The organism is Thalassococcus sp. S3, assembly GCF_004216475.1.
Classification (GTDB): domain Bacteria; phylum Pseudomonadota; class Alphaproteobacteria; order Rhodobacterales; family Rhodobacteraceae.
This window is the reverse complement of record NZ_CP022303.1, coordinates 4,772,533-4,797,308: the sequence shown is the minus strand read 5'-3', so window position 1 is coordinate 4,797,308 and position 24,776 is coordinate 4,772,533. Positions and strand designations below refer to the sequence as shown.

Annotated in this window: 23 protein-coding genes; 16 read left to right on the top strand and 7 right to left on the bottom strand. The window is 58.6% G+C overall.

Annotated elements, in window-relative coordinates; genetic code table 11:
• Positions 1-219 precede the first annotated feature (219 nt).
• From CFI11_RS23345 to CFI11_RS23315, 7 genes are all read left to right on the top strand, one after another.
• Complete coding sequence (locus CFI11_RS23345) at positions 220-669, top strand: CopD family protein (RefSeq protein WP_130409882.1); 450 nt, start codon at positions 220-222, stop codon at positions 667-669.
• A gap of 125 nt (positions 670-794) precedes the next feature.
• Positions 795-2,066, top strand: a complete 1,272-nt coding sequence (rho, locus tag CFI11_RS23340) for a transcription termination factor Rho (protein ID WP_130409881.1) — start codon at positions 795-797, stop codon at positions 2,064-2,066.
• A 33-nt stretch (positions 2,067-2,099) separates the two neighbouring features.
• Positions 2,100-3,383 (top strand): tRNA uridine-5-carboxymethylaminomethyl(34) synthesis GTPase MnmE, encoded by a 1,284-nt coding sequence (gene mnmE, locus CFI11_RS23335; protein ID WP_130409880.1) that lies wholly within the window; start codon positions 2,100-2,102, stop codon positions 3,381-3,383.
• 3 nt (positions 3,384-3,386) lie between these two features.
• Positions 3,387-5,255, top strand: a complete 1,869-nt coding sequence (mnmG, locus tag CFI11_RS23330) for a tRNA uridine-5-carboxymethylaminomethyl(34) synthesis enzyme MnmG (protein WP_130409879.1) — start codon at positions 3,387-3,389, stop codon at positions 5,253-5,255.
• A complete protein-coding gene (rsmG, locus tag CFI11_RS23325; protein WP_130409878.1) occupies positions 5,252-5,863 on the top strand; it encodes a 16S rRNA (guanine(527)-N(7))-methyltransferase RsmG in 612 nt (203 codons plus the stop codon). Before mnmG ends, rsmG begins: the two co-directional genes overlap by 4 nt.
• Positions 5,856-6,665 carry a ParA family protein gene (locus CFI11_RS23320; protein WP_130409877.1) on the top strand — a complete coding sequence of 270 codons (810 nt, stop codon included), beginning with the start codon at positions 5,856-5,858 and terminating at the stop codon, positions 6,663-6,665. The genes rsmG and CFI11_RS23320 overlap by 8 nt, the downstream gene beginning before the upstream one ends.
• 19 nt (positions 6,666-6,684) lie before the next feature.
• The gene (locus tag CFI11_RS23315) at positions 6,685-7,581 is read left to right on the top strand and encodes a ParB/RepB/Spo0J family partition protein (RefSeq protein WP_130409876.1); all 897 of its coding nucleotides are present in this window, start codon (positions 6,685-6,687) and stop codon (positions 7,579-7,581) included.
• Here CFI11_RS23315 and hemW read toward each other — a convergent pair.
• From hemW to rph, 3 genes are read right to left on the bottom strand one after another with little or no spacing between them, the layout of a single operon-like run.
• Positions 7,572-8,765, bottom strand: coding sequence for a radical SAM family heme chaperone HemW (hemW, locus tag CFI11_RS23310; RefSeq protein ID WP_130409875.1), 1,194 nt, complete (start codon positions 8,763-8,765; stop codon positions 7,572-7,574). The genes CFI11_RS23315 and hemW overlap by 10 nt on opposite strands.
• Positions 8,728-9,339: an RdgB/HAM1 family non-canonical purine NTP pyrophosphatase gene (gene rdgB / locus CFI11_RS23305; RefSeq protein WP_130409874.1), complete on the bottom strand. Its 612-nt coding sequence runs from the start codon at positions 9,337-9,339 to the stop codon at positions 8,728-8,730. The genes hemW and rdgB overlap by 38 nt, the downstream gene beginning before the upstream one ends.
• Positions 9,336-10,049, bottom strand: coding sequence for a ribonuclease PH (gene rph / locus CFI11_RS23300; RefSeq protein ID WP_130409873.1), 714 nt, complete (start codon positions 10,047-10,049; stop codon positions 9,336-9,338). The genes rdgB and rph overlap by 4 nt, the downstream gene beginning before the upstream one ends.
• A gap of 114 nt (positions 10,050-10,163) precedes the next feature.
• On the opposite strand from rph, the gene hrcA reads away from it, so the two are divergent.
• On the top strand, positions 10,164-11,228 hold the full coding sequence (gene hrcA, locus CFI11_RS23295) for a heat-inducible transcriptional repressor HrcA (protein WP_130409872.1): 1,065 nt from the start codon (positions 10,164-10,166) through the stop codon (positions 11,226-11,228).
• Positions 11,229-11,238: 10 nt separating this feature from the next.
• On the top strand, positions 11,239-11,802 hold the full coding sequence (locus CFI11_RS23290; RefSeq protein ID WP_130409871.1) for a nucleotide exchange factor GrpE: 564 nt from the start codon (positions 11,239-11,241) through the stop codon (positions 11,800-11,802).
• A gap of 78 nt (positions 11,803-11,880) precedes the next feature.
• Here the strand turns inward: CFI11_RS23290 and mutS are convergent, their stop codons facing one another.
• On the bottom strand, positions 11,881-14,496 hold the full coding sequence (gene mutS, locus CFI11_RS23285; RefSeq protein WP_130410132.1) for a DNA mismatch repair protein MutS: 2,616 nt from the start codon (positions 14,494-14,496) through the stop codon (positions 11,881-11,883).
• A 153-nt stretch (positions 14,497-14,649) separates the two neighbouring features.
• On the opposite strand from mutS, the gene CFI11_RS23280 reads away from it, so the two are divergent.
• Positions 14,650-16,905: an NADP-dependent malic enzyme gene (locus CFI11_RS23280; protein ID WP_130409870.1), complete on the top strand. Its 2,256-nt coding sequence runs from the start codon at positions 14,650-14,652 to the stop codon at positions 16,903-16,905.
• A 3-nt stretch (positions 16,906-16,908) separates the two neighbouring features.
• Complete coding sequence (locus CFI11_RS23275) at positions 16,909-17,784, top strand: ribokinase (RefSeq protein ID WP_130409869.1); 876 nt, start codon at positions 16,909-16,911, stop codon at positions 17,782-17,784.
• Here CFI11_RS23275 and msrA read toward each other — a convergent pair.
• Complete coding sequence (msrA, locus tag CFI11_RS23270; protein WP_130409868.1) at positions 17,781-18,443, bottom strand: peptide-methionine (S)-S-oxide reductase MsrA; 663 nt, start codon at positions 18,441-18,443, stop codon at positions 17,781-17,783. The two genes, CFI11_RS23275 and msrA, sit on opposite strands and share 4 nt — an antisense overlap.
• 142 nt (positions 18,444-18,585) lie before the next feature.
• Between msrA and CFI11_RS23265 the strand changes: the two genes are divergently transcribed.
• Together CFI11_RS23265 and CFI11_RS23260 are read left to right on the top strand one after the other, a co-directional pair.
• Positions 18,586-19,494 (top strand): D-amino acid aminotransferase, encoded by a 909-nt coding sequence (locus CFI11_RS23265; protein WP_130409867.1) that lies wholly within the window; start codon positions 18,586-18,588, stop codon positions 19,492-19,494.
• Positions 19,494-20,204 carry an HAD family hydrolase gene (locus CFI11_RS23260; protein WP_130409866.1) on the top strand — a complete coding sequence of 237 codons (711 nt, stop codon included), beginning with the start codon at positions 19,494-19,496 and terminating at the stop codon, positions 20,202-20,204. The genes CFI11_RS23265 and CFI11_RS23260 overlap by 1 nt, the downstream gene beginning before the upstream one ends.
• On the opposite strand, the gene CFI11_RS23255 is transcribed toward CFI11_RS23260, so the two are convergent.
• A complete protein-coding gene (locus tag CFI11_RS23255; protein WP_130409865.1) occupies positions 20,201-20,488 on the bottom strand; it encodes an SCP2 sterol-binding domain-containing protein in 288 nt (95 codons plus the stop codon). The genes CFI11_RS23260 and CFI11_RS23255 overlap by 4 nt on opposite strands.
• A 70-nt stretch (positions 20,489-20,558) precedes the next feature.
• Positions 20,559-21,776: an argininosuccinate synthase gene (locus CFI11_RS23250; protein WP_130409864.1), complete on the bottom strand. Its 1,218-nt coding sequence runs from the start codon at positions 21,774-21,776 to the stop codon at positions 20,559-20,561.
• Between the two features lie 138 nt (positions 21,777-21,914).
• Here CFI11_RS23250 and CFI11_RS23245 point away from each other — a divergent pair, with 138 nt between their 5' ends.
• The 3 genes from CFI11_RS23245 to CFI11_RS23235 are packed head-to-tail and all read left to right on the top strand — an operon-like array spanning position 21,915 to position 24,775.
• Positions 21,915-22,676, top strand: coding sequence for a hypothetical protein (locus CFI11_RS23245; RefSeq protein WP_130409863.1), 762 nt, complete (start codon positions 21,915-21,917; stop codon positions 22,674-22,676).
• Between the two features lie 48 nt (positions 22,677-22,724).
• Positions 22,725-23,951 (top strand): threonine ammonia-lyase IlvA, encoded by a 1,227-nt coding sequence (gene ilvA, locus CFI11_RS23240; protein WP_130409862.1) that lies wholly within the window; start codon positions 22,725-22,727, stop codon positions 23,949-23,951.
• Between the two features lie 11 nt (positions 23,952-23,962).
• Complete coding sequence (locus CFI11_RS23235; RefSeq protein ID WP_130409861.1) at positions 23,963-24,775, top strand: SDR family oxidoreductase; 813 nt, start codon at positions 23,963-23,965, stop codon at positions 24,773-24,775.
• Position 24,776: the final 1 nt, after the last annotated feature.

Genomic DNA, 24,776 nt, shown 5'->3' with positions numbered 1-24,776 from the left:
GGCTTACTCCGGAAATTCTATAGATAAGCTATTGTTTATATTGTTTTAATTACGTTACACTCCCCAAGTGTTTGACGGATGTCCTTATCGTCCACAGATCAGGATAAGTGACATGAAAACGTCATAATCCACTGATCCGGTCTGGCCCTACATCATCATCATCCTTTTTCTTTATATATATTATGAGTAGGAAGGGTCGCTGGCGCAGATGAGTATAACATGACAGATCTCCTTTCCGTTGCTTACCCATGGACCAAGGCATTTCATATCATGTCCGTGATCGCCTGGATGGCGGGGCTGTTTTACCTTCCAAGGCTGTTCGTGCATCACGTCGAACGTGCGGCAACGGTTGAAGGGGCACCGGCCATTTTCGAGATGATGGAGCTTAAGCTGCTTCGTCTGATCATGAACCCGTCAATGATTGCCACATGGCTTTTCGGTCTCGCCCTGGTTTTTACCCCCGGTATCGTAGATTGGGGTGCGGTCTGGCCCTGGACCAAAGCGGCGGCAGTTCTGGCAATGACCTGGTTTCATCATTGGCTGGGCCTGAGACGCAAGGACCTTCTGGCGGGCAGCAATGTCGTGACGGGGCGGCAGTACCGCATGATGAACGAAGTTCCCACCGTTTTGATGCTCGTCATCGTCATCTCCGTGGTGGTGAAGTTCTGATTGCGTTGACTCAGCGCGGATCGGCGCTTATCTAGCGCTTAAAGACGCCCGTCCGGGATCGTCGCTTTCCAGAGATAACACACAAAGCGCGCAGACATTCCTCTGACGCGATAAGGTATACCCCCATGTCAACTGAATCCCTGAACCTGTCGGATCTCAAGGCGAAGAGCCCCAAGGATCTTTTGTCCATGGCAGAGGATCTTGAGATCGAAAACGCCTCGACGATGCGCAAGGGCGAGATGATGTTCCAGATCCTCCGCGAGCGCGCGGATGAAGGCTGGGAAATCAGCGGCGATGGCGTGTTGGAGGTTCTTCAGGACGGTTTCGGATTTCTGCGATCCCCAGAAGCCAACTATCTGCCGGGTCCGGATGATATCTATGTGTCTCCCGACATGATCCGTCAGTTTTCGCTGCGCACAGGCGACACGATCGAAGGTGTCATCAAGGCGCCGAACGATAACGAGCGGTACTTCGCTCTGACCAACCCGACAAAGATCAATTTCGAAGATCCGGAGCGTGCCCGACACAAGATCGCATTCGATAACCTGACCCCGCTCTATCCCGATGAGCGTCTGACGATGGAAACCGACGATCCGACCACCAAAGACCGGTCAGCCCGGATCATTGACCTGGTTTCTCCGATTGGCAAGGGTCAACGCTCACTGATCGTGGCGCCTCCGCGGACGGGTAAAACAGTTCTTCTTCAGAACATCGCCAACTCGATCGAGAAAAACCATCCCGAATGCTATCTGATCGTTCTTCTGATTGACGAACGCCCGGAGGAAGTGACGGACATGCAGCGATCCGTCAAAGGGGAGGTGATCTCTTCCACCTTCGACGAGCCCGCAACGCGTCACGTCGCCGTGTCCGAGATGGTAATCGAAAAAGCCAAGCGCTTGGTGGAACACAAACGAGATGTGGTTATTCTTCTCGATTCCATCACAAGACTTGGTAGGGCCTTCAACACTGTTGTCCCATCGTCGGGCAAGGTTTTGACGGGTGGTGTCGATGCGAACGCTTTGCAACGGCCAAAGCGGTTCTTTGGCGCGGCGCGGAACATCGAGGAAGGCGGCTCCCTCACCATCATCGCGACAGCTCTCATCGATACAGGCAGCCGGATGGACGAAGTCATCTTCGAAGAATTCAAAGGCACCGGTAACTCGGAAATCGTCCTGGATCGCAAGATCGCAGACAAGCGTGTCTTCCCGGCGATTGATATTCTGAAATCGGGTACGCGGAAAGAAGATCTGCTGGTCGACAAGATCGACTTGCAGAAAACCTTTGTCTTGCGCCGGATCCTGAACCCGATGGGAACCACGGACGCTATTGAATTCCTGATTTCGAAATTGAAGCAGACCAAGACGAACTCGGAATTCTTCGACTCGATGAATACCTAGCGGGTATCTTAACGCAAGTAAGGGTCATGCGAGATGGATACGATCTTTGCCCTGGCGACAGCGCAAGGCAAAGCGGGTGTTGCTGTCGTTCGGTTGTCCGGATCTGACGCGCATGTCGTTGCAAGACAAGTCGCAAAACATCTGCCTGCTGGTCGCGAGCCAGCTTTGCGGAAATTGCGTGATCTTGATGGAGAGCTGATCGACGAAGCATTGGTGCTGCGATTTGATGCGCCACACAGCTTTACCGGCGAAGACGTCATTGAGTTTCATCTTCACGGCAGTACCGCCGTGGTCGTCCGGATGCTGCAAGTTTTGGCAACGTCCTCTGCAAGGCTGGCGGAGCCGGGGGAGTTCACGCGGCGTGCATTGGAGAACGGAAAGCTCGACCTCGCCCAGGTGGAGGGGCTGGCCGATCTCATTGACGCGGAGACGGATTTTCAGCGGCGCCAGGCGCAGCAAACCTTGTCGGGCGCTTTGGGGCAGCGGACGCGGACCTGGCGTGTGGACCTGATCCGGGCGGCGTCCCTTATCGAAGCTGTCATAGATTTCGCGGATGAAGATGTTCCAACCGATGTCACGCCAGAGGTGAGCGAATTGCTTAAGAACGTCGCCGTTGACATCGCAGAACAGAGCGCGGGCGTTGGTATCGCGGAACGCATCAGGACGGGGTTCGAGGTCGCGATTGTGGGCCCACCGAATGCGGGCAAGTCCACACTTTTGAACATGTTAGCGGGCCGTGAGGCGGCGATCACATCTGAATATGCGGGAACGACGCGCGATGTGATTGAAGTACGTATGGATTTGGACGGCCTGCCGGTTACCTTGCTGGATACGGCAGGTCTGCGAGACACGGCTGACTTTGTGGAAAGTCTCGGGATCGAGAAAGCACGGGAGCGCGCGTCAGCTGCAGATCTTCGGGTTTTCCTGGTCGATGATCTCACGACGGTTGGCATGGACATTCGCGACGACGATATTGTTCGGCGACCGAAGGCAGATCTTGTCCAGAATTCCGACGGCGCAATCTCCGGAAAGACGGGCGAGGGTGTGGATCTTCTCATCAAAGAGATTGGGGAGACGCTGAGAAACCGCACCATGGGCGTGGGCCTAGCGTCGCGGCAACGCCACAAGGATGCGTTGGACCGGGCGAGAGACGCGCTGCGGAATGCGGAGACTCTTCTTGAAGATGGACCGGATTCGTATGATCTTGTAGCGGAACATATACGGTCAGCGGTTCGCGCCCTAGAAGCGTTGATCGGTCGTGTGGATGTCGAAAATCTCTTGGACGAAATCTTTTCAAGTTTCTGCCTTGGAAAGTGAGGAGTGTTTCACGTGAAACAATTCGATGTGATTGTCATTGGGGGAGGTCACGCAGGCGCCGAAGCAGCGCATGCTGCGGCACGCCTGAATGCCAAAACCGCGCTTGTCACGCTCAAGAAGAACGGGATAGGCGTCATGTCCTGCAATCCAGCCATCGGTGGTCTTGGAAAAGGCCATTTGGTCAGGGAGATAGACGCGCTAGACGGGGTTATGGGCAGGGTTGCCGACCGCGCCGGTATTCAGTTTCGCTTGCTCAACCGACGCAAAGGACCAGCTGTTCAAGGGCCCCGCGCTCAGGCAGATCGGGCGATATATCGAACCGAGATGTTGAAGGCGATGGAGGCACTTCCAAATCTGGATATCATCGAAGGTGAGGTCGTGGACCTTCTGGAAAGAGAGGGGCGTATTTGCGGCGTCGAGTTGGCAGATGGCGTAACCCTAGATGCCGGAGCGGTCGTATTGACCACCGGCACCTTCCTAAGGGGCGTCATCCATATCGGCGATGTCGCGCGCCCTGGTGGGCGAATGGGCGACAAGCCGTCCATTAAGCTGGCAGAGCGGATTGATGGGTACGGCTTGCCTTTGGGTCGACTGAAAACCGGAACGCCACCGCGATTGGACGGGCGAACGATTCGTTGGGACATACTCGACCGTCAGCCAGGGGACGAGGATCCGACGTTCTTCTCTTTTCTGACCTCTAAGACCCACGCCCGGCAAATCTCCTGCGGGATCACGCATACGAACCCGAGAACCCATGAAATTATCGAGAACAATCTAGGTCGGTCGGCGATGTATGGAGGACATATCGATGGGGTCGGTCCACGCTATTGCCCATCGATCGAAGACAAGATCGTGCGGTTCGCGGAAAAGACTTCTCACCAAATCTTTCTGGAGCCTGAGGGCGCTGACGATCACACGATATATCCAAACGGCATTTCGACGTCGTTGCCTGAAGATGTGCAGGAAGCGTATGTGCATTCGATTGAGGGACTGGAAGAGGCCGTTATTCTCCAGCCCGGCTATGCTATTGAATACGACTACGTCGACCCAAGATCGCTGACATCGCAGCTGGAGGTGAAGGACGTTCCTGGCCTTTTCCTTGCCGGTCAAATCAACGGAACAACGGGATACGAGGAAGCTGCCGCGCAAGGGCTGGTAGCGGGGCTAAACGCAGCACGCTCTGTCAGAGGACAGGAAGCCGTGACGTTCAGTCGGACCGACAGTTACATTGGCGTGATGATCGACGACTTGACAAGCCGTGGCGTGACGGAGCCGTATCGGATGTTCACCTCCCGGGCGGAGTTCCGTCTGTCCTTGAGGGCTGATAACGCGGATCAGCGGCTTACTCCCTTGGGGCTTGATCTTGGGTGCATTGGTCCAGACCGCGAGCGGGTCTTTGGCGAAAAAATGGAGCGTCTGGAAAGGGCCAGGGAGCTATTGGAGGCGTCTTTCACACCGAAGGAGGTTTTGAAGGCGGGGATTGCTGTAAATCAAGACGGTAATAAGCGGACGGCATTTGCGGTTCTGGCATTTCCAGATGTCAGTTTCGAGGATCTTATCCCTCTGGTGTCTGATCTCGACACGGTAGATGAGCCCACGCGACGTCAGATCGAGCGGGATGCGCTCTATGCCAATTACATTGAGCGACAAAAGCGGGACGTCGAAGCCCTTCGCCGTGATGAGGATCAGCCAATCTCTCTCGACTTCGAATTTGAGCATATCGAGGGGCTCTCAAAAGAATTGCGGGAGAAGCTCAGCAGGGCTCGCCCATCCAACCTGGCGCAGGCCGCGCGTATCGACGGGATGACGCCCGCTGCGTTAGCGCTGCTTCTTGCAAGATTGCGCCGTGCGCGTGCGCCGCGATCCGCATGAGCACAGAAAAGATAGACGTGGATAGTGCGCTCGATGTTTCACGTGAAACATCCGATCGGTTGAAGGCTTTTGAAGCGCTGCTGCGGAAGTGGAACCCGAAGATCAATCTGGTGTCCAAAGCAAGCATTGATCATCTGTGGACACGTCACATGATGGATTCTCTGCAGATTGTGCCACATGCAGGTCATCCGAAAACATGGTGCGATCTTGGAAGTGGCGGGGGGTTTCCTGGGATGGTGGCGGCGATTGCCTTACCGCATACGCATGTGCATTTGGTGGAGAGCGATCAAAGAAAGGCGGCTTTCCTAAGAACGGTTGCAAGAGACCTCGATCTTAATTGTGAGGTGCACGCAAAACGGATCATGGATGTTCCGCCTTTATCGGCAGATGTGGTGTCCGCGAGAGCGCTGACCCATCTGACAGACCTTCTTTCCTTCGCGAAATATCACCTTTCTTCCGCCGGGGAAGCCCTTTTTCTAAAGGGCGAGACCTGGAAAACAGAGGTGGCAGAGGCCCAGCAGCATTGGCGTTTTGATTTCGACGCGATAGAAAGCAAGACACAATCCAAGGCCGTCATCCTGAGAATAAAGGAGCTCTCGCGTGTCTGACCTTTCGCGGCCGGCAGGGCCAAAGATCATTGCGGTGGCAAACCAGAAAGGCGGAGTGGGAAAGACGACAACCGCGATCAATCTGGCGGCTGCGCTGGTGGAGCTTCGACTGCGTGTGCTGGTTGTGGATCTTGACCCGCAAGGCAATGCATCGACCGGCCTGGGTATTGAAAATGACGAGCGCAGCTTTACCACATACGAATTGCTTGTCGATGACGCGCCCCTCGAAGAGGTTATCCAGGAAACGGAGATAGAAGGACTTTCGATCATCGCGGCGACGGTCGATCTAAGCTCGGCCGATATCGAACTTATATCGAACGAAAAACGGAGCTTCCTGCTTCATGACGCGTTACGGCAAACCGCGATGGATGCCTATCGCTGGGACTATATCTTGATTGATTGCCCACCATCTCTCAACCTGTTGACGGTAAACGCAATGGTGGCCGCGCATTCCGTGCTCGTTCCGCTGCAAAGCGAGTTCTTTGCTTTGGAAGGGCTGTCCCAGTTAATGTTGACAATCCGCGAGGTTCGGCAGACAGCCAATCCCGACCTGCGGATCGAGGGTGTCGTGCTGACGATGTTCGACCGGCGCAACAACCTGTCTCAGCAGGTGGAGCAGGATGCGCGTGATAATCTGGGTGATCTGGTGTTCGAAACCGTGATCCCACGCAACGTGCGAGTAAGTGAGGCACCCTCCTTCGCGCTTCCGGTTTTGAGTTATGATCCAGCATCGCAGGGCGCGCGGGCCTACCGGTCGCTTGCGCGAGAAGTCGTAGATAAACACAAACAGGCAGCCGCATAGGCGGCGAACGGAGGGAGCGGTGAGCGAAAAGAAAACAAACAAGTCCCGGGGGCTTGGCCGCGGGTTGTCAGCCCTTATGGCGGATGTTGGACCGGAACCGTCCCAGGCTGGCGCAGCAGCACCGCGTCGCGCTGATCAGATGATCCCCATCGAAAAAATTGTGGCCAATCCGGACCAGCCCCGGCGCCGCTTTTCGCAAGACGACCTGGACGATCTTACGAATTCCATTCGTCAAAAAGGGGTTATTCAACCCTTGATCGTTCGTCCGCGAGAGCCCGATCAATACGAGATCGTGGCCGGCGAACGTCGGTGGCGCGCGGCCCAGCAAGCGCAACTCCACGAACTACCGGTAATCGTCCGGTATTTTGACGATACCGAGGTGCTGGAAGTCGCGATTATCGAAAACATCCAAAGGGCGGATCTGAACGCGGTCGAGGAAGCCGCGGGCTATCGGCAATTGATGGAGAAATTCGGGCATACACAGGAAAAGCTGTCCGAAGCCCTGGGCAAAAGTCGCAGTCATATTGCCAACCTGATGCGCTTGCTGTCATTGCCCGAGGATGTTCTTGATCTTTTGCGAGAGGGGCATCTCTCGGCAGGTCATGCACGGGCGCTGATTACGTCCGAAAATCCGTCTGACCTGGCCAAAGCGGTTTTGAAGGGCGGTTTGTCTGTTCGCGCGACCGAGCAATTGGTGAAGAAGCAGGCGACCGAAGGAGCGCCAAAGCTCGCCCCCAAGGCAACCGCCCCAGAGAAAGACGCGGACACAAAGGCGTTGGAAGGGGATCTTTCGGCCAATCTTAGAATGAAGGTTTCGCTATCCCACAAACCAGGTCAGGAGGCTGGAGAAATGACCATCCGGTATAGCTCTCTTGATGATCTCGATACGCTCTGTCGGCTGCTCAGTCAGGCCTGAGACGTCAGCAGCTCGGCGATCACGCTGTTGAGAACAAGCATGCCAGCGTGGGTGGATCGAAGCACGTCTCCGTCCCTGTCCAGCAGACCAAGCTCAAGGAGTTTGGACAGGGCCCCCTCTGGCAAGTCTTGGCCGGTTATCTGATAATATCGTTTTAAATCAATACCTTGATTGACTCTTAAGCCCATCATGACGTATTCTTCAGCCACTTCGGTCTGGCTCAGCGTCTCTCGGGTCGTACAGTCTTCGCCTGCCGTGACACGGTCTAGCCAAGGTGTGGGGTTGCGGATCGCTTCTGTTGCATGACGTTGCCCGTTTAGCGTCACCCGACCATGGGCGCCGGGGCCGATGCCAAGGTAGTCGCCGCCGCTCCAATAGATCATGTTGTGACGTGATTCAGCGCCCGGTCTCGCGTGGTTCGATACTTCGTAGCGCGGAAATCCGTTCTTGGCACACATGTCCTGGGTGATCTGGTACATGTCTGCGGCCAGGTCATCCTTTGGAAGCCCGCGCAAGCGCCCAGCCTGATATCTGTCGCCAAAGGCCGTGCCATCTTCGATTGTGAGCTGATAGAGCGATAAATGATCGACGGCCATGGACATGGCATCGGTCAATTCGGTCTGCCAGTCTGAAAGTGTCTGGTTTTGACGCGCATATATAAGGTCAAAGCTGACCCGGTCGAAGCAGTATCGCGCGACATCGAAGGCCTGCCGTGCCTCCCTGACGGTATGGATGCGACCCAATCGCTTGAGATCTTCGTCATTCAGCGCCTGAATGCCCATGGATATCCGGTTCACTCCGGCGTCGCGATATCCTGCAAAGCGTCCCGCCTCGACGGAGCCTGGATTGGCCTCCAGCGTGACTTCAATGTCGTTCGCCATCGTCCAGCTTGACCTGATGCGGTCCAGGATCGCATCAACCGTTTCCGGTGCCATCAGGCTGGGCGTTCCGCCCCCAAAGAAAACCGTGTTCAAAACCCGCCCGGACGTGTCTTTCGCGACGCGGTCAATCTCTCTCAGGTAAGCGTCGGTCCAGCGGGTCTGGTCAATCCGGCGAGAGACATGGCTGTTGAAATCACAATAGGGGCACTTGGCCTTGCAAAAGGGCCAGTGGATGTAAAGGCCAAAGCCGCCAAGCTGCCAGTCCTCAACCAAAGCAACCTGCAACAAATTTGCGCACGGCATCGGCCCGATGGCTGATCTTGTTTTTCTCCCAGCGATCCATCTCGCCAAACGTTTGATCATACCCGTCGGGCTGAAAGACCGGATCGTATCCATGACCCTGATCGCCCCGCATGGGCCAAACCACCTGACCTTCCATCACGCCCGGGAAGACCTCGTCGTGACCGTCTGGCCAGGCCAGGACAAGCGTGCAGCAAAACCGCGCTTTCCGAGGACGGGGGGCGTTGATCGCTTCCAGCTCCCGGTGTGTCCGCTCCATTGCCATCTTGAAATCCCGACCGTCGGGCGTCTCGGCCCAATCGGCCGTGTATACGCCGGGCGCGCCGTTCAGGGCGTCAATCTCGATCCCGGAATCGTCCGACAACGCGGGAAGGCCTGTGGCTTTTGCAGCGGCATGTGCCTTGATCCGGGCATTTCCGACGAAGGTGTCTTCGGTCTCCTCCGGCTCTTGCAGGTTCAGTTCCGATGCGCCGACCACGGTCACGCCATGAGGGGCCAGCAGATGTGCCATTTCTTCGAGTTTACCGGCATTGTGTGTCGCGATCAGCAGCCGATCCCCGGCAAACTTTCGGGTCATGCGGTGGCAGCCTTTTGTGCTTCGACCAGCTCGGACACGCCTTTTTCGGCGAGGTCCATGAGTTGATCCATTTGGGCGCGGGAATAGGTGGAGCCTTCGGCACTCATCTGAACTTCGATCAACTGACGCGATCCCGTCATGATGAAGTTTCCGTCGACGCCCGCTTCTGAATCCTCGGGATAATCCAGATCAAGGACCGGCTGACCTGCATAAATACCGCAGCTGACCGCGGCCACGGGTTCAAGCAGGGGATCGGTGATGACCTCGCCCGCCTTCATCAGTTTGTTTACCGCGAGCCGAAGCGCAACCCAGCCACCTGTGATCGAGGCGCACCTGGTGCCCCCATCGGCCTGCAGCACATCGCAATCGACCGTGATTTGCCGCTCACCAAGGGCCACGCGATCCACGCCCGCCCTGAGCGAGCGCCCGATGAGCCGCTGGATCTCGACCGTGCGTCCGCCCTGTTTTCCTGACGCTGCTTCCCGCCGCATGCGGGTGTTTGTCGCTCGGGGCAGCATTCCGTATTCCGCGGTGACCCAGCCAAGGCCGGATCCCTTTATGAAAGGCGGTACGCGATCTTCCAGGGTTGCGGTGCACAGAACATGGGTGTCGCCCACCTTGATCAGACAAGACCCTTCGGCGTGTTTGGTAAAACCCGTCTCGATTGAAATCGGGCGCATCTCGCTTAAGTCTCGTCCAGAGGGTCGCATGGGAAATCCTTTGTTAGCCATGGCCGGGATATCGTCTGGCAGGGCGATGATGCAACCCTGATTGACCTTTCCAGGATGTGGACTTTAATGGCGTCCCAGCCAAGGGTGTCAGTGATGACGCAACAAACGAAGTTGCTTGAGGAATTGAACGACCGCTCGCGAGAGGTTTTTCGCCGTGTGGTCGAAGGATACTTGGAAACAGGTGATCCGGTGGGCAGCCGGAGCCTGACACGCACGTTGAGCGAAAAGGTCAGCGCGGCGACGATCCGCAACGTCATGCAAGACCTTGAATATCTGGGGCTTCTTGACAGCCCGCATGTTAGCGCGGGTCGTGTTCCCACGCAGATGGGCCTGCGGATGTTTGTTGATGGTCTGCTTGAGATCGGGGATCTTGACGCCTCCGACCGCCAGAAAATCGATGCGACGATGGGCAACAATTCGGGTGATGTCGGCGGCATGCTGGATCGGGTTGGCGCGGCCTTGTCCGGGGTCACCCAAGGTGCATCGCTGGTTCTGACGCCCAAACACGAGGCAGAGATAAAGCATATCGAATTTGTCTCTCTCGGGCATGACCGGGCACTTGTCGTTCTGGTGTTTTCCGACGGGCACGTCGAAAATCGTCTCTTCACCCCACCGCCCGGTCAAACGCCAAGCTCCATGCGGGAAGCGGCCAATTTTCTGAACGCTCTGATCGAAGGGCGCACGCTCAGCGACGTGCGTCAGGTGATCCAAAGCGAAATCGCGCGGCGCCGACAGGAAATCGACGCGGTCGCTCGTGATCTGGTCGAAGAAGGGCTGGCGATATGGGAGGATGACGGAAGCGACCGGGCTCGCCTGATCGTGCGCGGTCGTGCGAATCTTCTGGATGGAACGGAGGAAAGTGAAAGCCTTGACCGGATCCGACACCTCTTTGACGATCTCGAACGCAAGCGCGACATCGCTGAATTTCTGGAACTGACCGAAACCGGCGAAGGTGTGCGCATTTTTATCGGGTCGGAGAACAAACTTTTCTCACTTTCGGGTTCCTCTTTGGTGGTCTCTCCATATATGAACGCGGATCGAAAGATCATTGGTGCCGTGGGCGTGATTGGTCCGACGCGGCTCAATTACGGACGCATTGTTCCGATCGTGGATTACACGGCGCAGCTCGTAGGTCGGCTGATTTCCGACCGAAGTTAGAGGTTGAAGAATGGCAGAGCCGAAGAACGAAGAGTTTCTTGATGATATCGACACCGCCGAGGCCGAGGAACTGGCCGAGGAGCTTGCGGAAATCGACGCGGAAGAAGCTGAACTGGATGAGCTGCGGGCAGAGCGGGATGAGCTGAAAGACAAGTTCATGCGGGCGCTTGCGGATGCGGAAAACGCCCGGAAACGTTCCGACAAGCATCGGCGGGAGGCCGAGCAATATGGCGGCTCAAAGCTGGCTCGTGACATGTTGCCGGTCTATGACAACATGAAGCGCGCCCTCGAAGCGGCCACAGATGAGCAGAAAGAGGTGTCAGCTGCCCTGATCGAGGGTGTTGAGCTGACGATGCGCGAATTGCTGAACGTCTTCAAAAAACATGGGATCGAAGTGATAGCACCCGAGGTGGGGGATAAGTTCGATCCTCAAATGCACGAAGCCATGTTTGAAGCGCCGGTGCCGGGAACTGTCGCCGGTGAGATCATCCAGGTGGCCGCCGAAGGGTTCATGTTGCATGATCGCCTGCTACGGCCCGCCCAGGTTGGCGTGTCGTCCATGCCGGCGTCATGATCTGCCACGCGCACCAAGATCACGGCAGCCGATCTTGCGAGACAAGGGAAAGAGCCTGAACATCCGTTCGGGCCTTTTCTATTTCGCGGCTTCCTTAAGCCTATAGATCAACTCCAGCGCCTCGCGCGGCGTCAGCTCATCGGGGTGGACGGCGTCCATCATGTCCTGCAACGGCGACGGCTTGGCGACGGCGGGCGCTGGTGCCGCGACTGCTGAGAACAGCGGCAGATCATCGACGAGCGCTTTTGGCTTGGTGCCACCTTCGCGATCCCCTTTTTCAAGCGCTTCGAGGACGACGCGCGCCCGGTCAACGACAGAGGCGGGCAGACCGGCAAGCTGTGCCACCTGAACCCCATAGGAACGATCCGCCGCGCCTTTGCGCACTTCGTGCAGAAAGATCACCTCGCCGTCCCATTCCTTGACCGCGACTGTCGCGTTGTCCACGCCCTCAAGCTTGCCGGCCAAGGCCGTAAGCTCATGATAATGGGTGGCGAAAAGGGCGCGTGATCTGTTGCTGGCCTGCAAATGCTCCAGCGTGGCCCAGGCAATGGAAAGACCGTCATAGGTCGCCGTGCCACGCCCGATCTCGTCAAGGATCACAAGCGCGCGGTCGTCAGCCTGGTTAAGAATTGCCGCTGTTTCAACCATCTCGACCATGAAGGTAGACCGGCCCCGTGCCAGATCGTCGGAGGCGCCAACACGGCTAAAAAGCTGGCTGATCACGCCGATATGGGCGCGGGTCGCTGGTACATAGCTGCCAATCTGCGCAAGGATCGCGATAAGGGCGTTCTGCCGAAGGAAAGTGGATTTACCGGCCATATTCGGACCGGTCAGAAGCCAGATGGCGGCCCCATCCTCGGCGGTTAGATCGCAGTCATTGGCGATGAAAGGCGCACCTCCCGCGGTGCGAAGCGCATGTTCCACGACCGGATGCCGGCCACCGTCCACTGCAAAGGCGCGGCTTTGGTCGATCTGGGGTTTGGTCCAGTCTTCGGCCCGTGCCAGGTCCGCCAGCGCACAGGTCAGATCAAGTTCAGCGAGGGCGCGCGCCGTGCTGGCGACGTCAGCGGACACGTTCAGGATCGCCCCCTTCAGCCTTTCATAGAGCCGCTTTTCAATCTCCAAAGCCCGGTTGCCGGCATTGAGGATCTTGGTCTCCATCTCTGACAGTTCCACCGTGGTAAAGCGAACCTGGTTGGCGGTGGTCTGACGATGGATATAGGTACCCGACAGCGGTTGGGACATCATCTTGTCCGCATGGGTTGCCGTGGTTTCGATGAAGTAGCCCAATACGTTGTTATGCTTAATCTTGAGCGATGCGATCTCGGTGTGATCGGCGTATTGCTGTTGAAGACCGGCGATGACAGAGCGCCCCTCGTCGCGAAGCTGGCGCGCTTCATCAAGCTCTTCATCATAGCCTTGGGCGATGAAACCTCCGTCGCGGGCCAGAAGCGGGGGGTCAGCGATCAGCGCCTGATCCAGAAGATCGATCAGGTCATCGTGACCCGTGAGATCAGCGGCGGCGCGGTCGATGAGCGGGGGGAGGGCGACCGCGTTCAACCTCTCCCGGATCACGCCCGCTTGCGTGAGCGCGTTGCGGATGGCCGCCAAGTCGCGCGGGCCGCCCCGATCCAGCGCAAGGCGGGAGAGGGCACGGTCGAGATCAGGCGCCTTGCGCAAGGCGGCGCGAAGGTCTTCACAGATCTGAACCTGCTCAGCGGCGAATTCAACAGCGGCGAGCCGATCGTGGATGACGTCCAATTGGCGTGAGGGGCTGGAAAGACGCTGCTCCAACAGCCGCGCGCCGCCGGGCGTGACGGTCCGGTCGATGACCGACAAAAGAGAACCGGCACGACCGCCGGACAGGGCATGGGTAAGCTCGAGATTTCGGCGGGTTGCGGCGTCGATTTGAACGACGCGGTCCTCTGCCTCTCGCACCGGGGGCTGAAGGAGGGGTATCTTGCCCTTCTGCGTGATCTCCAGATAGGTGACCAATGCCCCCATCGCCGCGATCTCGGCCCGTTTGAAGTACCCGAACGCCTCGAGTGTAGAGACGGAAAAGACTTCGCACAGCCGTGCTTCTGCCGCGGTGCTGTCAAAGCTGGAGCGCGCGATGGGCGTCATGGCGATACCGAGGTCGGAGGTAACCTCTGCCAGATCCCGCTCTGCCTGTTCCGACACGATCAGTTCCGACGGAGCCAGCCGCGCAAGCTCGGGACTGATGCGCGACGGTGTGACCGGCATCACGTGAAACGCCCCGGTGGAGATATCGGCCCAAGCCAGGGCAACCGCGTCCCGGACCTGCGCATAGGACGTCAGGAAATTATGCCGCCGCGCCTCTAGCAGGGCGTCTTCGGTCAGCGTTCCGGGCGTGACCAGCCGCACGACATCCCGCTTGACCACGGCCTTGTAGCCCCGCTTTTTCGCCTCGGCCGGGCTTTCCATCTGCTCGCACACGGCCACGCGAAAGCCTTTGCGGATCAGGGTCAGCAGATACCCTTCGGCGGCGTGAATCGGCACGCCGCACATCGGAATATCCGCGTCGTTGTGCTTGCCCCGTTTTGTCAGCGCAATATCCAGCGCCTCCGCCGCGGCGACGGCATCGTCAAAGAACATCTCGTAGAAATCGCCCATGCGATAGAACAGAAGCGCATCGGCATGCGCCTCCTTGATCTCGAGATATTGCGCCATCATTGGCGTGACATTCGCCACTGCGTCGTGCCCCCCGATCGTTTGGGCGACCTTACAAATGCGACTTCCGGGACGAAAGGCGAAAAGCATAGTGATTGAGGAGGCCTGCCGCCTGCGCTATGACGCGCCAGCCGAAGCCCGAGGAGACGCGTGCAGATGTCCAAGACCAAGATCACCGACGAAGAGGCATTGGCCTTTCATCTGGAGCCGACCCCCGGCAAATTCGAGGTACAAGCCACCGTTCCCATGACCACCCAGCGGGACCTGTCACTGGCCTATTCGCCCGGTGTCGCGGTGCCCTGCGAGGCGATCGCCGAAAACCCGGAAACGGCCTATGACTACACCAACAAGGGCAACCTGGTGGCGGTGATCTCGAACGGGACGGCGGTTCTGGGACTGGGGAATTTGGGCGCGTTAGGGTCGAAACCGGTGATGGAGGGCAAGGCGGTGCTCTTCAAGCGGTTCGCCGACGTGAACTCCATCGACATCGAACTGGACACCGAAGACCCGGATGCATTTTGCCAGGCGGTCAGGCTGATGGGGCCGACCTTCGGGGGGATCAACCTTGAGGACATCAAGGCGCCCGAATGCTTCATCATCGAACAGCGGCTGAAGGAAGAGATGGATATCCCCGTCTTCCACGACGACCAGCACGGCACGGCGGTGATCTGTGCGGCGGGTCTGATCAATGCGCTGCACATCTCAGACAAGAAGATCGAAGACTGCAAGATCGTGCTGAACGGCGCGGGGGCGGCTGGGATTGCTTGTATCGAACTGCTGAAAAGCATGGGGGCGAAGCATGAGAATTGCATTGTCTGTGATACGAAAGGCGTGATCTATCAGGGCCGGACCGAGGGGATGAACCAGTGGAAGTCGGCCCATGCGGTCAAGACCGATCTACGCACCCTCGAAGAGGCCATGAAAGGCGCCGACGTGTTTCTGGGCGTTTCCGTGAAAGGGGCGGTGACGCAGGATATGGTTGCCAGCATGGCCGACAACCCGGTGATCTTTGCGATGGCAAACCCCGATCCCGAGATCACGCCGGAAGAGGCGCATGAGGTGCGGATGGACGCCATCGTTGCGACGGGCCGCAGCGATTACCCGAACCAGGTCAACAACGTCCTTGGCTTTCCCTATCTCTTTCGCGGGGCGCTCGACATTCATGCGCGTGCCATCAATGACGAGATGAAGATCGCCTGCGCTCAGGCCCTGGCCGAACTTGCGCGCGAAGATGTTCCGGACGAGGTGGCATTGGCCTATGGAAAACATCTCAGCTTTGGCCGGGATTACATCATCCCGACGCCGTTCGATCCCCGGTTGATCCACCGTATCCCGCCCGCAGTGGCCAAGGCGGGTATGGATACAGGCGCGGCACGGCGGCCCATCATCGACATGGATGCCTACGAGGTGAGCCTGAAGTCCCGTATGGATCCGACCGCCAGCATTTTGCGCGGCATGAACGCACGCGCCCGTGCGGCACAGGCGCGGATGATCTTTGCCGAAGGCGACGATCCCCGCGTGCTGCGCGCGGCGGTGATGTATCAACGCTCTGGCCTCGGCAAGGCGCTGGTCGTCGGCCGGCAAGCAGACGTGAAGGAAAAGCTGGAAGCCGCCGGCCTTGCCGACGCCGTGCGGGAGATCGAGGTGGTCAATGCCGCGAATACTCAGCATCTCGAGACCTACAAATCGTTCCTCTACGATCGGTTGCAGCGGCGGGGATACGACACGCAGGATATCCACCGTCTCGCCGCGCGGGACAGGCATGTCTTTTCTGCCCTTATGCTCGCCCACGGTCATGGCGACGGGCTGGTGACGGGCGCCACGCGCAAGTCGGCGCATGTGCTGGATCTGATCAATCGGGTGTTCGACGCCGACGCGGCGCATGGGGCAGCGGGGATCACGGCGCTGCTGCACAAGGGCCGCATCGTGCTGATCGCCGACACGCTGGTGCACGAATGGCCCGAAACCGAAGACCTGGCCACCATTGCTGAGCGGGCCGCGGATGTCGCCCGCCATATGGGTCTTGAACCACGCGTCGCGTTCGTAAGCTTTTCGACCTTCGGTTATCCGGTCTCGGAACGGGCCGAAAAGATGCATCTTGCGCCGGATGTGCTGGAAAAAAGGGGTGTTACCTTTGAATACGAGGGTGAGATGACCGTGGATGTGGCGCTGAATGCCACCGCGCAGGCGCAATATCCGTTCTCGCGGCTGACCGGTCCGGCCAATATCCTGGTTGTTCCCGCACGGCACTCGGCCAGCATTTCGGTCAAGCTGATGCAAGAGATGGGGGGCGCCACGGTGATCGGGCCGATCCTTTCCGGCATCGACAAGCCGATCCAGATCGCGTCCACTGTGGCAACGGCGAATGACATTCTCAACATGGCCGTGCTCGCGGCCTGCAAGATCGGATAGGCGATGACGATCTGGAACCTGGGCTCCATCAATGCCGACCTCGTCTATTCGGTGCCGCATCTGCCGGCACCGGGTGAGACGCTGGCTGCAACTCGGGTGGACCGGTTTCTGGGCGGCAAGGGCACCAACATGTCCGTGGCCGCGGCCCGTGCGGCGGCACATGTCTGCCATATCGGTGCGGTCGGTGCCGATGGGCGCTGGGCGGTGGAGCGGCTGATGGAATACGGCGTCGACACCCGGCACATCGCCGAAGTTGCCGAGCAGACGGGCCATGCAATCATCGCCGTGGATGCGGCGGGTGAGAACCAGATCCTTCTCTATCCCGGGGCAAATCATGCGATTTCGGAGGATGCGATCGGGCTTGCCCTGTCTCAGGCGCAGGCGGGCGATAGTCTGATCATGCAGAACGAAACCAACGCCCAGGCGCAGGCTGCCCGGCTTGGGCGCGAAATGGGCCTGCGGGTCTGCTATGCGGCCGCACCGTTCTCGTCAGAGGCGGTCGAGGCCGCTTTACCCTTCCTCGATTTCCTGATCCTGAACGCGGTCGAGGCCGAACAACTGGCCGCGGCCACCGGATTGCAGGCGAAGGATCTGCCGATTGAAGATGTCATCGTTACCCGCGGTGCGCAGGGCAGTCTTTGGATCAACCGCAGCTCTGGTGAGATATGTGAGGTGCCGGCGCGTCAGGTGACGCCCGTCGACACAACCGGTGCGGGCGATACGTTCACCGGCTATGTACTGGCCGGGTTGGACCGGGGTATGCCGATGCCGCAGGCCATGGCCCAGGCCACGCGCGCTGCGGCAATCATGGTGACACGTCGCGGTACGGCGGATGTGATCCCCGATCTGAAAGATGTGCAGGACGCGCGATTGGCCTAGCTGCCCGCCGTGAACGCAGCGCTGCCCCAAAGCTGTTGCACGCGGGCGTCCCGTCCACAGGCTGTGCGATAGGCCTTGTAGGCTTCGGACTGCTTTCTCGGACCAAACCGGGTTATCACAAGGCGCGTGCCTTTATAATAGTCCTGATGGTAGGCCTCGGCCGGATAGAAGGTGCCAGCGTCCAGAACGGGCGTTACGATCTTCTGTCCCAGTGCCTGCTGCGCTGCACCTTTTACGGCATTTGCAAGCCGCTCTTGCCCTGCATCAGAGACGAAAACCGCACTGCGATAGCTCTCTCCCCGATCACAGAATTGTCCACCTGCATCCGTCGGGTCGATGGAGCGGAAAAACTTGGCCAAAAGCGCCTCCCGCGATACGACGGAGGGGTCGAATTCGATCTGCACGGCTTCGTAATGGCCGGTTCCACCCCGGGTCACCTGCTTGTATGTCGGATTGGCGACCGTGCCCCCGGTATAGCCTGATACCGCGCTAACGACGCCCCGAACCTTTTCAAAGTCCGATTCGATACACCAGAAACAGCCGCCCGCCACGGTCAGCGTCTCTGTTTCAGCGGCCTTGAGCGGTTTGCCCTCTACCAAAAGAGCGATGGCAATCAGAACGGTCAGCACCAGCGGTTTCACGTTATCAGCAAAGGTCATGGCATCTCTCCTTCTGGTCTCAGCCTGCATGACGTTGCGTGAGTCGGACAAGAGATTGACATAGGATGTCACGTTCAGGTGACAGGAGTTTACCCTTGGCACCGATTTGGGCGGAGACTAGCCTGCACGGCGGAGGGCCCCCATGACGGATCAGATCACCACCCATCAAGCCGAAGATGACGCGCGAAACGAGACGCTGATGATCTGGCTGAACGGCCATGTCGTGCCCAAGGCCGAGGCGGTCGTGAGCGTGTATGACAGCGGCTTTATGCTGGGTGATGGCGTGTGGGAGGGGCTGCGGCTTTATAACGGGCGCTGGGCGTTTCTGGACGAACATATCGACAGGCTGTTCGAGGCCGCCAAGGCGATTGATCTGAATATCGGGCTGACCCGCGAAGGCGTAATTTCCGCTTTGTTAGAGACACAAGAAGCCAATGAAATGCATACCGATGCCCATGCCCGGCTCATGGTGACGCGCGGGGTCAAAACGCGGCCGTTCCAGCATCCTGCGCTCAGCCGGCAGGGCCCGACGATGGTCATCATCATGGAACATTCACGCCCCGCGCTGCCCCGTCCGATCCGGCTGGCCACTGTGCCACATCTGCGCGGTCTGCCGATGACGCAGGACCCCAAGCTGAACTCGCATTCCAAGCTCAACTGCATCCTCGCCTGCATCGCTGCCGAAAAGGCGGGCGCGGACGAAGCGCTGATGTTGGATGTTCATGGCTTCGTGAACACGACCAATGCCTGCAACTTCTTCATCGTCCGAAAGGGTGAGGTTTGGACCTCGACCGGGGATTACTGCATGAATGGCATCACCCGGCAGAAAGTGATCGACCTTTGCCAGGCCAACGAGATCCCTGTGTTCGAACGCAATTTTTCCCTCGTCGATACTTACGGCGCGGACGAAGCGTTTCTGACCGGCACGTTCGGCGCGCAAACCCCGGTGGAGGAGATCGACGGGCGCCGGATCGGGGATGGAGAGATGGGCCCGGTCACCAGACGCATCCGCACGCTCTATAAGGCATTGGTGGACGAGGTCACCGCCTGATGCGGATCGCCATGTGGTCCGGGCCTCGCAACCTGTCCACTGCGATGATGTACAGCTTTGGCGCGCGGGACGACTGCGCCGTCGTGGATGAGCCGTTTTATGCTGCGTATCTGGCGGCAACCGGGCTTGATCACCCGATGCGGGAGGAGGTGCTGGCCTCGCAACCGACGGACCCGGACGATGTCGTCGCGGCGCTTGTCGAAACGTCGAATAGAAGCGCGCTTTCGTACGAAAAGCACATGACGCATCACATGCTGCCCGGCTTTCCCCTCGACTGGATGAGGGAGGTTCGAAATGTCTTTCTGATCCGCCATCCCGCGCGGGTGATTGCAAGTTATGCCGCCAAGCGAGAAAATCCGACGCTGGATGATCTGGGATTTCGTCGACAGGCAGAGATTTATCGGGAAGCTAAAAGCGCCGGATTAGAGCCGATTGTGATCGACAGCCATGACATCCGCGCGGATCCGGCGCGCATGTTGGCGCGTCTGTGTCAGGCGATTGAGATCGGTTTCACCGAAGACATGCTATCCTGGCCGCAAGGCGGGCACCCAAGCGACGGTGTCTGGGCCGCTCATTGGTACGGTGCTGTGCATCGCAGCATCGGTTTTGCTGGTCCGGAAGGTGATTTGCCCGAGATCCCCATGATTATGCATCCTCTGATGGAAGCGGCTATGCCATACTACGAGACACTGCGAGCTGAGGTGCTTTAGCCCTTTAGAAGCTGGCCCAGCTTCATGGCCACCGACATGTCGCCGGATATCTTGATCTTGCCCATCGCAAAGGCCGTCATCGGGTTCAGCTTGCCCCGGATCAACTTGTCCAGATTGGCCGAGGAGATGCGGATTGTACAATCCGCGTCCCGGTCGGTACGTATCACCTGACCGTCGGCCAGCACGATCACCCCGTCCTCTCCGCAATCAAATTTGAGCGTATCGGTCAGCGTGACCCGGCTAAACCCGGCTTGCAGTGTTTCGGCAATCGCGTCCAGCGGCATCCGGCCCCCCAAAGAAAATGCCCCGCTTGCCTAAGCGAGGCATCCCATGGGTCTCAAGCATGACGTGGGATCAGCCGAGCCGCCGATCCCTCGCGGCCAGTAGCTTCAGCCGCAGCGCGTTGAGCTGGATGAACCCTGCCGCATCCTTTTGGTCGTAGGCGCCGGCATCCTCTTCAAAGGTCACATGTGCCTCGGAATAGAGACTGTGGTCGGACCAGCGTCCCACGCAGTGCGCAGACCCTTTGTAGAGTTTCAGTCGCACGGTTCCAGTGACATGGGTCTGGCTCGCGTCGATGGCGGCCTGCAGCATTTCGCGTTCGGGTGAGAACCAGAAACCGTTATAGATAAGTTCGGCATAGCGCGGCATCAGCTCATCTTTCAGATGCGCGGCACCCCGGTCGAGCGTGATGGATTCGATCCCCCGATGCGCCTCCAGCAAAAGCGTGCCGCCGGGCGTTTCATAAATGCCGCGGGACTTCATCCCGACAAAACGACCCTCGACCAGATCCAGACGCCCGCAGCCGTGTTTGCCGCCAAGCTCATTCAGCTTGGTCAGCAATGCCGCCGGAGAGAGCGTTTCCCCATTGATAGAGACTGCATCGCCCTTTTCGAACCCGATCTCGACATATTCCGGCGTGTCGGGCGCGTCCTCGGGATGTACCGTCCGCTGATAGACGTAGTCCGGCGCCATCTCTGCCGGATCCTCCAGCACTTTGCCTTCTGAGGAGGTGTGCAGCAGGTTCGCGTCCACGCTGAACGGCGCCTCCCCCCGTTTGTCCTTGGCGATGGGGATCTGGTTCTTCTCGGCAAAGTCGATCAGCTTGGTGCGGCTGGTCAGATCCCATTCACGCCAGGGGGCGATCACCTTGATATCGGGGTTCAGCGCATAGGCAGCGAGTTCGAACCGGACCTGATCGTTGCCTTTTCCGGTCGCCCCGTGCGCCACCGCATCCGCGCCTTCAGCCTCCGCGATCTCGACCAGACGTTTGGAGATCAGCGGGCGCGCGATGGATGTGCCCAGCAGATACAGCCCTTCATAGACCGCATTGGCCCGGAACATCGGGAAGACGAAATCACGGACGAATTCCTCGCGAATATCCTCGATATAGATCTTGCTGGCGCCCATCATCTCGGCCTTGGCACGTGCGGGCTCAAGCTCCTCCCCCTGGCCCAGATCGGCCGTGAAGGTCACAACCTCGCAGCCATATTCGGTCTGCAACCACTTGAGGATGATCGAGGTGTCGAGGCCGCCGGAATAGGCCAGAACGACTTTCTTGGGCGCGGACATCGGGGACTTCCTTCTTGTCAATATCGCGCGGGCGATATCCGGTTTTGCAAAGCTGGGCAAGGGATCGACGGGATGTAGCCTTGTCAAAAGCCGTGGAGTTTTGCAGGTGTTAGCAGACACAACCTGAGGGAGAAATCCGTGAAGGGCTGGCAGATCTTCGAACATTCCGTACGGCTGGTTCTCGAAAACCTGAGGGAAGTGCTACAAATTGCGCTTCTCCCGCTTGCGCTTGCGTGCGGGATCATATTCGCAGCGCTTTTGGCGCTTGGTCTTCCGTTGGAATACTTTTTGTCGGGCAGGCTTTCGGCGCGACCGGATGTGACGGCCCGATCCCTCGTCCTGTTCCTCGCGCTCAGCACGATCGCGGTGCTGGCCTTTGTCTGGGTCGCGGTTCTTTGGCACCGGTTTGTTCTGTTGGGAGAACGCGCGCAAGGCTGGTTTCCTCGCTTTCCCGAAGACCGGATCCTTGCCTATGTCGCGCGACTGCTGTTGCTAAGCTTGCTTGCGGCCCTGATCGCCGTGCCGGTTATCTTTGTCATCGTTGCCTTTGGTCTTGGCGGTCCGTTCGGGGTGTTTTCGGTTCCCGTCCTCGTCTTCCTCGTCAGCCTATTCCTGTTTCGCTTCTTTCCGATGCTGCCTGCCGCCGCAATAGGCCAACCGCTTGGCGTTTCGGACGCGTGGTCCGCCACCTCAGGATCAATGGGTGCGATCCTGGTGTTGATCGCGATGGGTTTGGTGATGAATGTCGCCCTGGGGGTTCTTTTCTACGTTCTTGATCCGCTGCTTCCGGCCTTCGCAATGGTGGTCAACGTGCTTGGCAATCTGCTGATCGGCCTGATCCATATCAGCATGATCACCTCTTATTATGACTACTTCATCGAGGATCATCGCATTGCCTAAGATCTTATTTCGGTTGTCCTGCGGGCCCGATTGGGCCAGTCAAGGGACATGACCGACTTTCAGGAAAATGCCCGCGCCGCCGCGCAGGCCATGCGGGACGTGTTTCCGGCCACTCCGCTGCAACTGAATGCACATCTGAGTGCGCGCTATGGCGCCGAAATCTGGCTCAAGCGCGAGGATTTGAGCCCGGTTCGATCCTACAAGCTGCGCGGTGCCTTCAACGCGATGCGCAAACAGGCGGATCAGTCGCTTTTCGTCTGTGCCAGCGCTGGAAACCACGCACAGGGCGTTGCGTTCATGTGCCGTCATTTCGGGAAAAAGGGCGTGATCTTCATGCCCGTGACCACGCCTGCTCAAAAGGTACAAAAGACCAGGATGTTCGGCGGTGACGCGATCGAGGTTCGGCTGATCGGCGACTATTTCGACGATACGCTTGCTGCGTCGCAGGCCTTTTGCGCGGAAAAAGGTGGTCATTTCCTGTCGCCCTTCGATGATGAAGACGTCATCGAGGGACAGGCCAGCGTCGCGGTCGAGATCGAAGTGCAGATGCCCAAATTGCCCGATCGCATCATTCTTCCCGTCGGTGGTGGCGGCTTGTCGGCGGGGATGCGCAGCTATTTCGAGGATCGCGTCGCCTTCACCTTCGTGGAGCCTGCCGGAGGGGCCAGCCTGCGGGCCGCATTGCGAAGCGGCGCGCCGCAGACGTTGCCAAAACTGGACACATTCGTGGACGGGGCGGCTGTGGCCCGGATCGGGGACAAAACCTTTGCGCGGCTGAAGAAGGTCAATCTTGCGGATCTTCTGATCGCGCCCGAGGACCGCATTTGCGGCACCATCCTTGAAATGCTGAATGTAGAAGGCATCGTGCTTGAGCCTGCAGGCGCCATGTCGGTTGATGTGCTGGACGAGATGGCGGACCAGATCAAAGGAGAAAGCGTCGTTTGCGTGACGACCGGAGGCAATTTCGACTTTGAACGCCTGCCCGAGGTCAAGGAGCGAGCGCAGAAGTTCGCGGGGCTGAAGAAATACTTCATACTCAGACTGCCCCAGCGCCCGGGTGCCTTGAAGGATTTTCTCAATTACCTGGGGCCTGCAGACAACATCACCCGGTTTGAGTATCTCAAGAAGTCGGCCCGCAATTTCGGTTCGGTCCTGATTGGGATCGAAACAGACACGCCGGGCAATTTCGACGCGCTGTTTTCCCAGATGGATGACGCAGGGTTCACCTATACCGATATCACGAATGATGAGACGCTGGCGCAGTTCGTGATTTGAGGGAGAGTCTCATGGACGTTTCTGGGAAAACCGTGGTTATCACCGGCGCGGCGAGCGGCATTGGCGCGGCGCTTGCACGTCAGATGGCCCAAGCCGGTGCGCATGTTGTCATCGCGGATCTGCAGGAACAGGCGGCCATAGACCTGGCACAGCAGATCGGCGGTCTTGCGGTGTCCTGCGATGTGACGCGGGAAGGCGATATCAGGGCGGTTGTCGAAAAGGCCGAAGACGCGTTTGGACAGGTCGATATCTTTGTGTCCAACGCGGGCCTGGGTCGAGGTGAGCCGGATCACGCGGCCTCCGCCAGTGATGAGGTCTGGCAGCTTAACTGGGACGTTCACGTGATGTCGCATGTCTACGCGGCCCGCGCGGTGCTTCCGAAAATGATCGAACGGGGCGAGGGTTATCTTGTACAGATGGCATCGGCGGCGGGGCTCTTGTGCCAGATCGGCGATGCGGCGTATTCGGCGACAAAACACGCGGCGGTCAGCTTTGCGGAATCCCTCGCGATCACCCACGGGATGGACGGTATCAAGGTTTCGGTGATTTGTCCGCAATACGTCGCCACACCGCTCATCGGCTTGACCGAGGAGGCGGCAGAGGGGCGGCCATCCCTGCTGACGCCAGATGACGCGGCAAAGGCGATCATGCAGGGCATTCAGGAAGAGGTCTTTCTGATCCTGCCGCACAAGGAGGTGCAGGAATATACGCGGCTGAAGTCGACGGATTACGAGCGCTGGTTGCAGGGTATGAGATTGCTGCGCGCCAAGGCTATTGATGACATGGGGTCCCTGCAGCCCCAGAATTTCTATAAACTGATGTAAA

What these genes read in the sequence shown, in the direction of transcription:
- CFI11_RS23345 (WP_130409882.1), top strand. Translation starts at nt 220, where the DNA reads ATGACAGATCTCCTTTCCGTTGCTTACCCATGGACCAAGGCATTTCAT.
- rho (WP_130409881.1), top strand. Translation starts at nt 795, where the DNA reads ATGTCAACTGAATCCCTGAACCTGTCGGATCTCAAGGCGAAGAGCCCC.
- mnmE (WP_130409880.1), top strand. Translation starts at nt 2,100, where the DNA reads ATGGATACGATCTTTGCCCTGGCGACAGCGCAAGGCAAAGCGGGTGTT.
- rsmG (WP_130409878.1), top strand. Translation starts at nt 5,252, where the DNA reads ATGAGCACAGAAAAGATAGACGTGGATAGTGCGCTCGATGTTTCACGT.
- hemW (WP_130409875.1), bottom strand. Translation starts at nt 8,765, where the DNA reads ATGCCGTGCGCAAATTTGTTGCAGGTTGCTTTGGTTGAGGACTGGCAG.
- rdgB (WP_130409874.1), bottom strand. Translation starts at nt 9,339, where the DNA reads ATGACCCGAAAGTTTGCCGGGGATCGGCTGCTGATCGCGACACACAAT.
- rph (WP_130409873.1), bottom strand. Translation starts at nt 10,049, where the DNA reads ATGCGACCCTCTGGACGAGACTTAAGCGAGATGCGCCCGATTTCAATC.
- hrcA (WP_130409872.1), top strand. Translation starts at nt 10,164, where the DNA reads ATGACGCAACAAACGAAGTTGCTTGAGGAATTGAACGACCGCTCGCGA.
- CFI11_RS23290 (WP_130409871.1), top strand. Translation starts at nt 11,239, where the DNA reads ATGGCAGAGCCGAAGAACGAAGAGTTTCTTGATGATATCGACACCGCC.
- mutS (WP_130410132.1), bottom strand. Translation starts at nt 14,496, where the DNA reads ATGATGGCGCAATATCTCGAGATCAAGGAGGCGCATGCCGATGCGCTT.
- CFI11_RS23280 (WP_130409870.1), top strand. Translation starts at nt 14,650, where the DNA reads ATGTCCAAGACCAAGATCACCGACGAAGAGGCATTGGCCTTTCATCTG.
- CFI11_RS23275 (WP_130409869.1), top strand. Translation starts at nt 16,909, where the DNA reads ATGACGATCTGGAACCTGGGCTCCATCAATGCCGACCTCGTCTATTCG.
- msrA (WP_130409868.1), bottom strand. Translation starts at nt 18,443, where the DNA reads ATGACCTTTGCTGATAACGTGAAACCGCTGGTGCTGACCGTTCTGATT.
- CFI11_RS23265 (WP_130409867.1), top strand. Translation starts at nt 18,586, where the DNA reads ATGACGGATCAGATCACCACCCATCAAGCCGAAGATGACGCGCGAAAC.
- CFI11_RS23260 (WP_130409866.1), top strand. Translation starts at nt 19,494, where the DNA reads ATGCGGATCGCCATGTGGTCCGGGCCTCGCAACCTGTCCACTGCGATG.
- CFI11_RS23255 (WP_130409865.1), bottom strand. Translation starts at nt 20,488, where the DNA reads ATGCCGCTGGACGCGATTGCCGAAACACTGCAAGCCGGGTTTAGCCGG.
- CFI11_RS23250 (WP_130409864.1), bottom strand. Translation starts at nt 21,776, where the DNA reads ATGTCCGCGCCCAAGAAAGTCGTTCTGGCCTATTCCGGCGGCCTCGAC.
- ilvA (WP_130409862.1), top strand. Translation starts at nt 22,725, where the DNA reads ATGACCGACTTTCAGGAAAATGCCCGCGCCGCCGCGCAGGCCATGCGG.
- CFI11_RS23235 (WP_130409861.1), top strand. Translation starts at nt 23,963, where the DNA reads ATGGACGTTTCTGGGAAAACCGTGGTTATCACCGGCGCGGCGAGCGGC.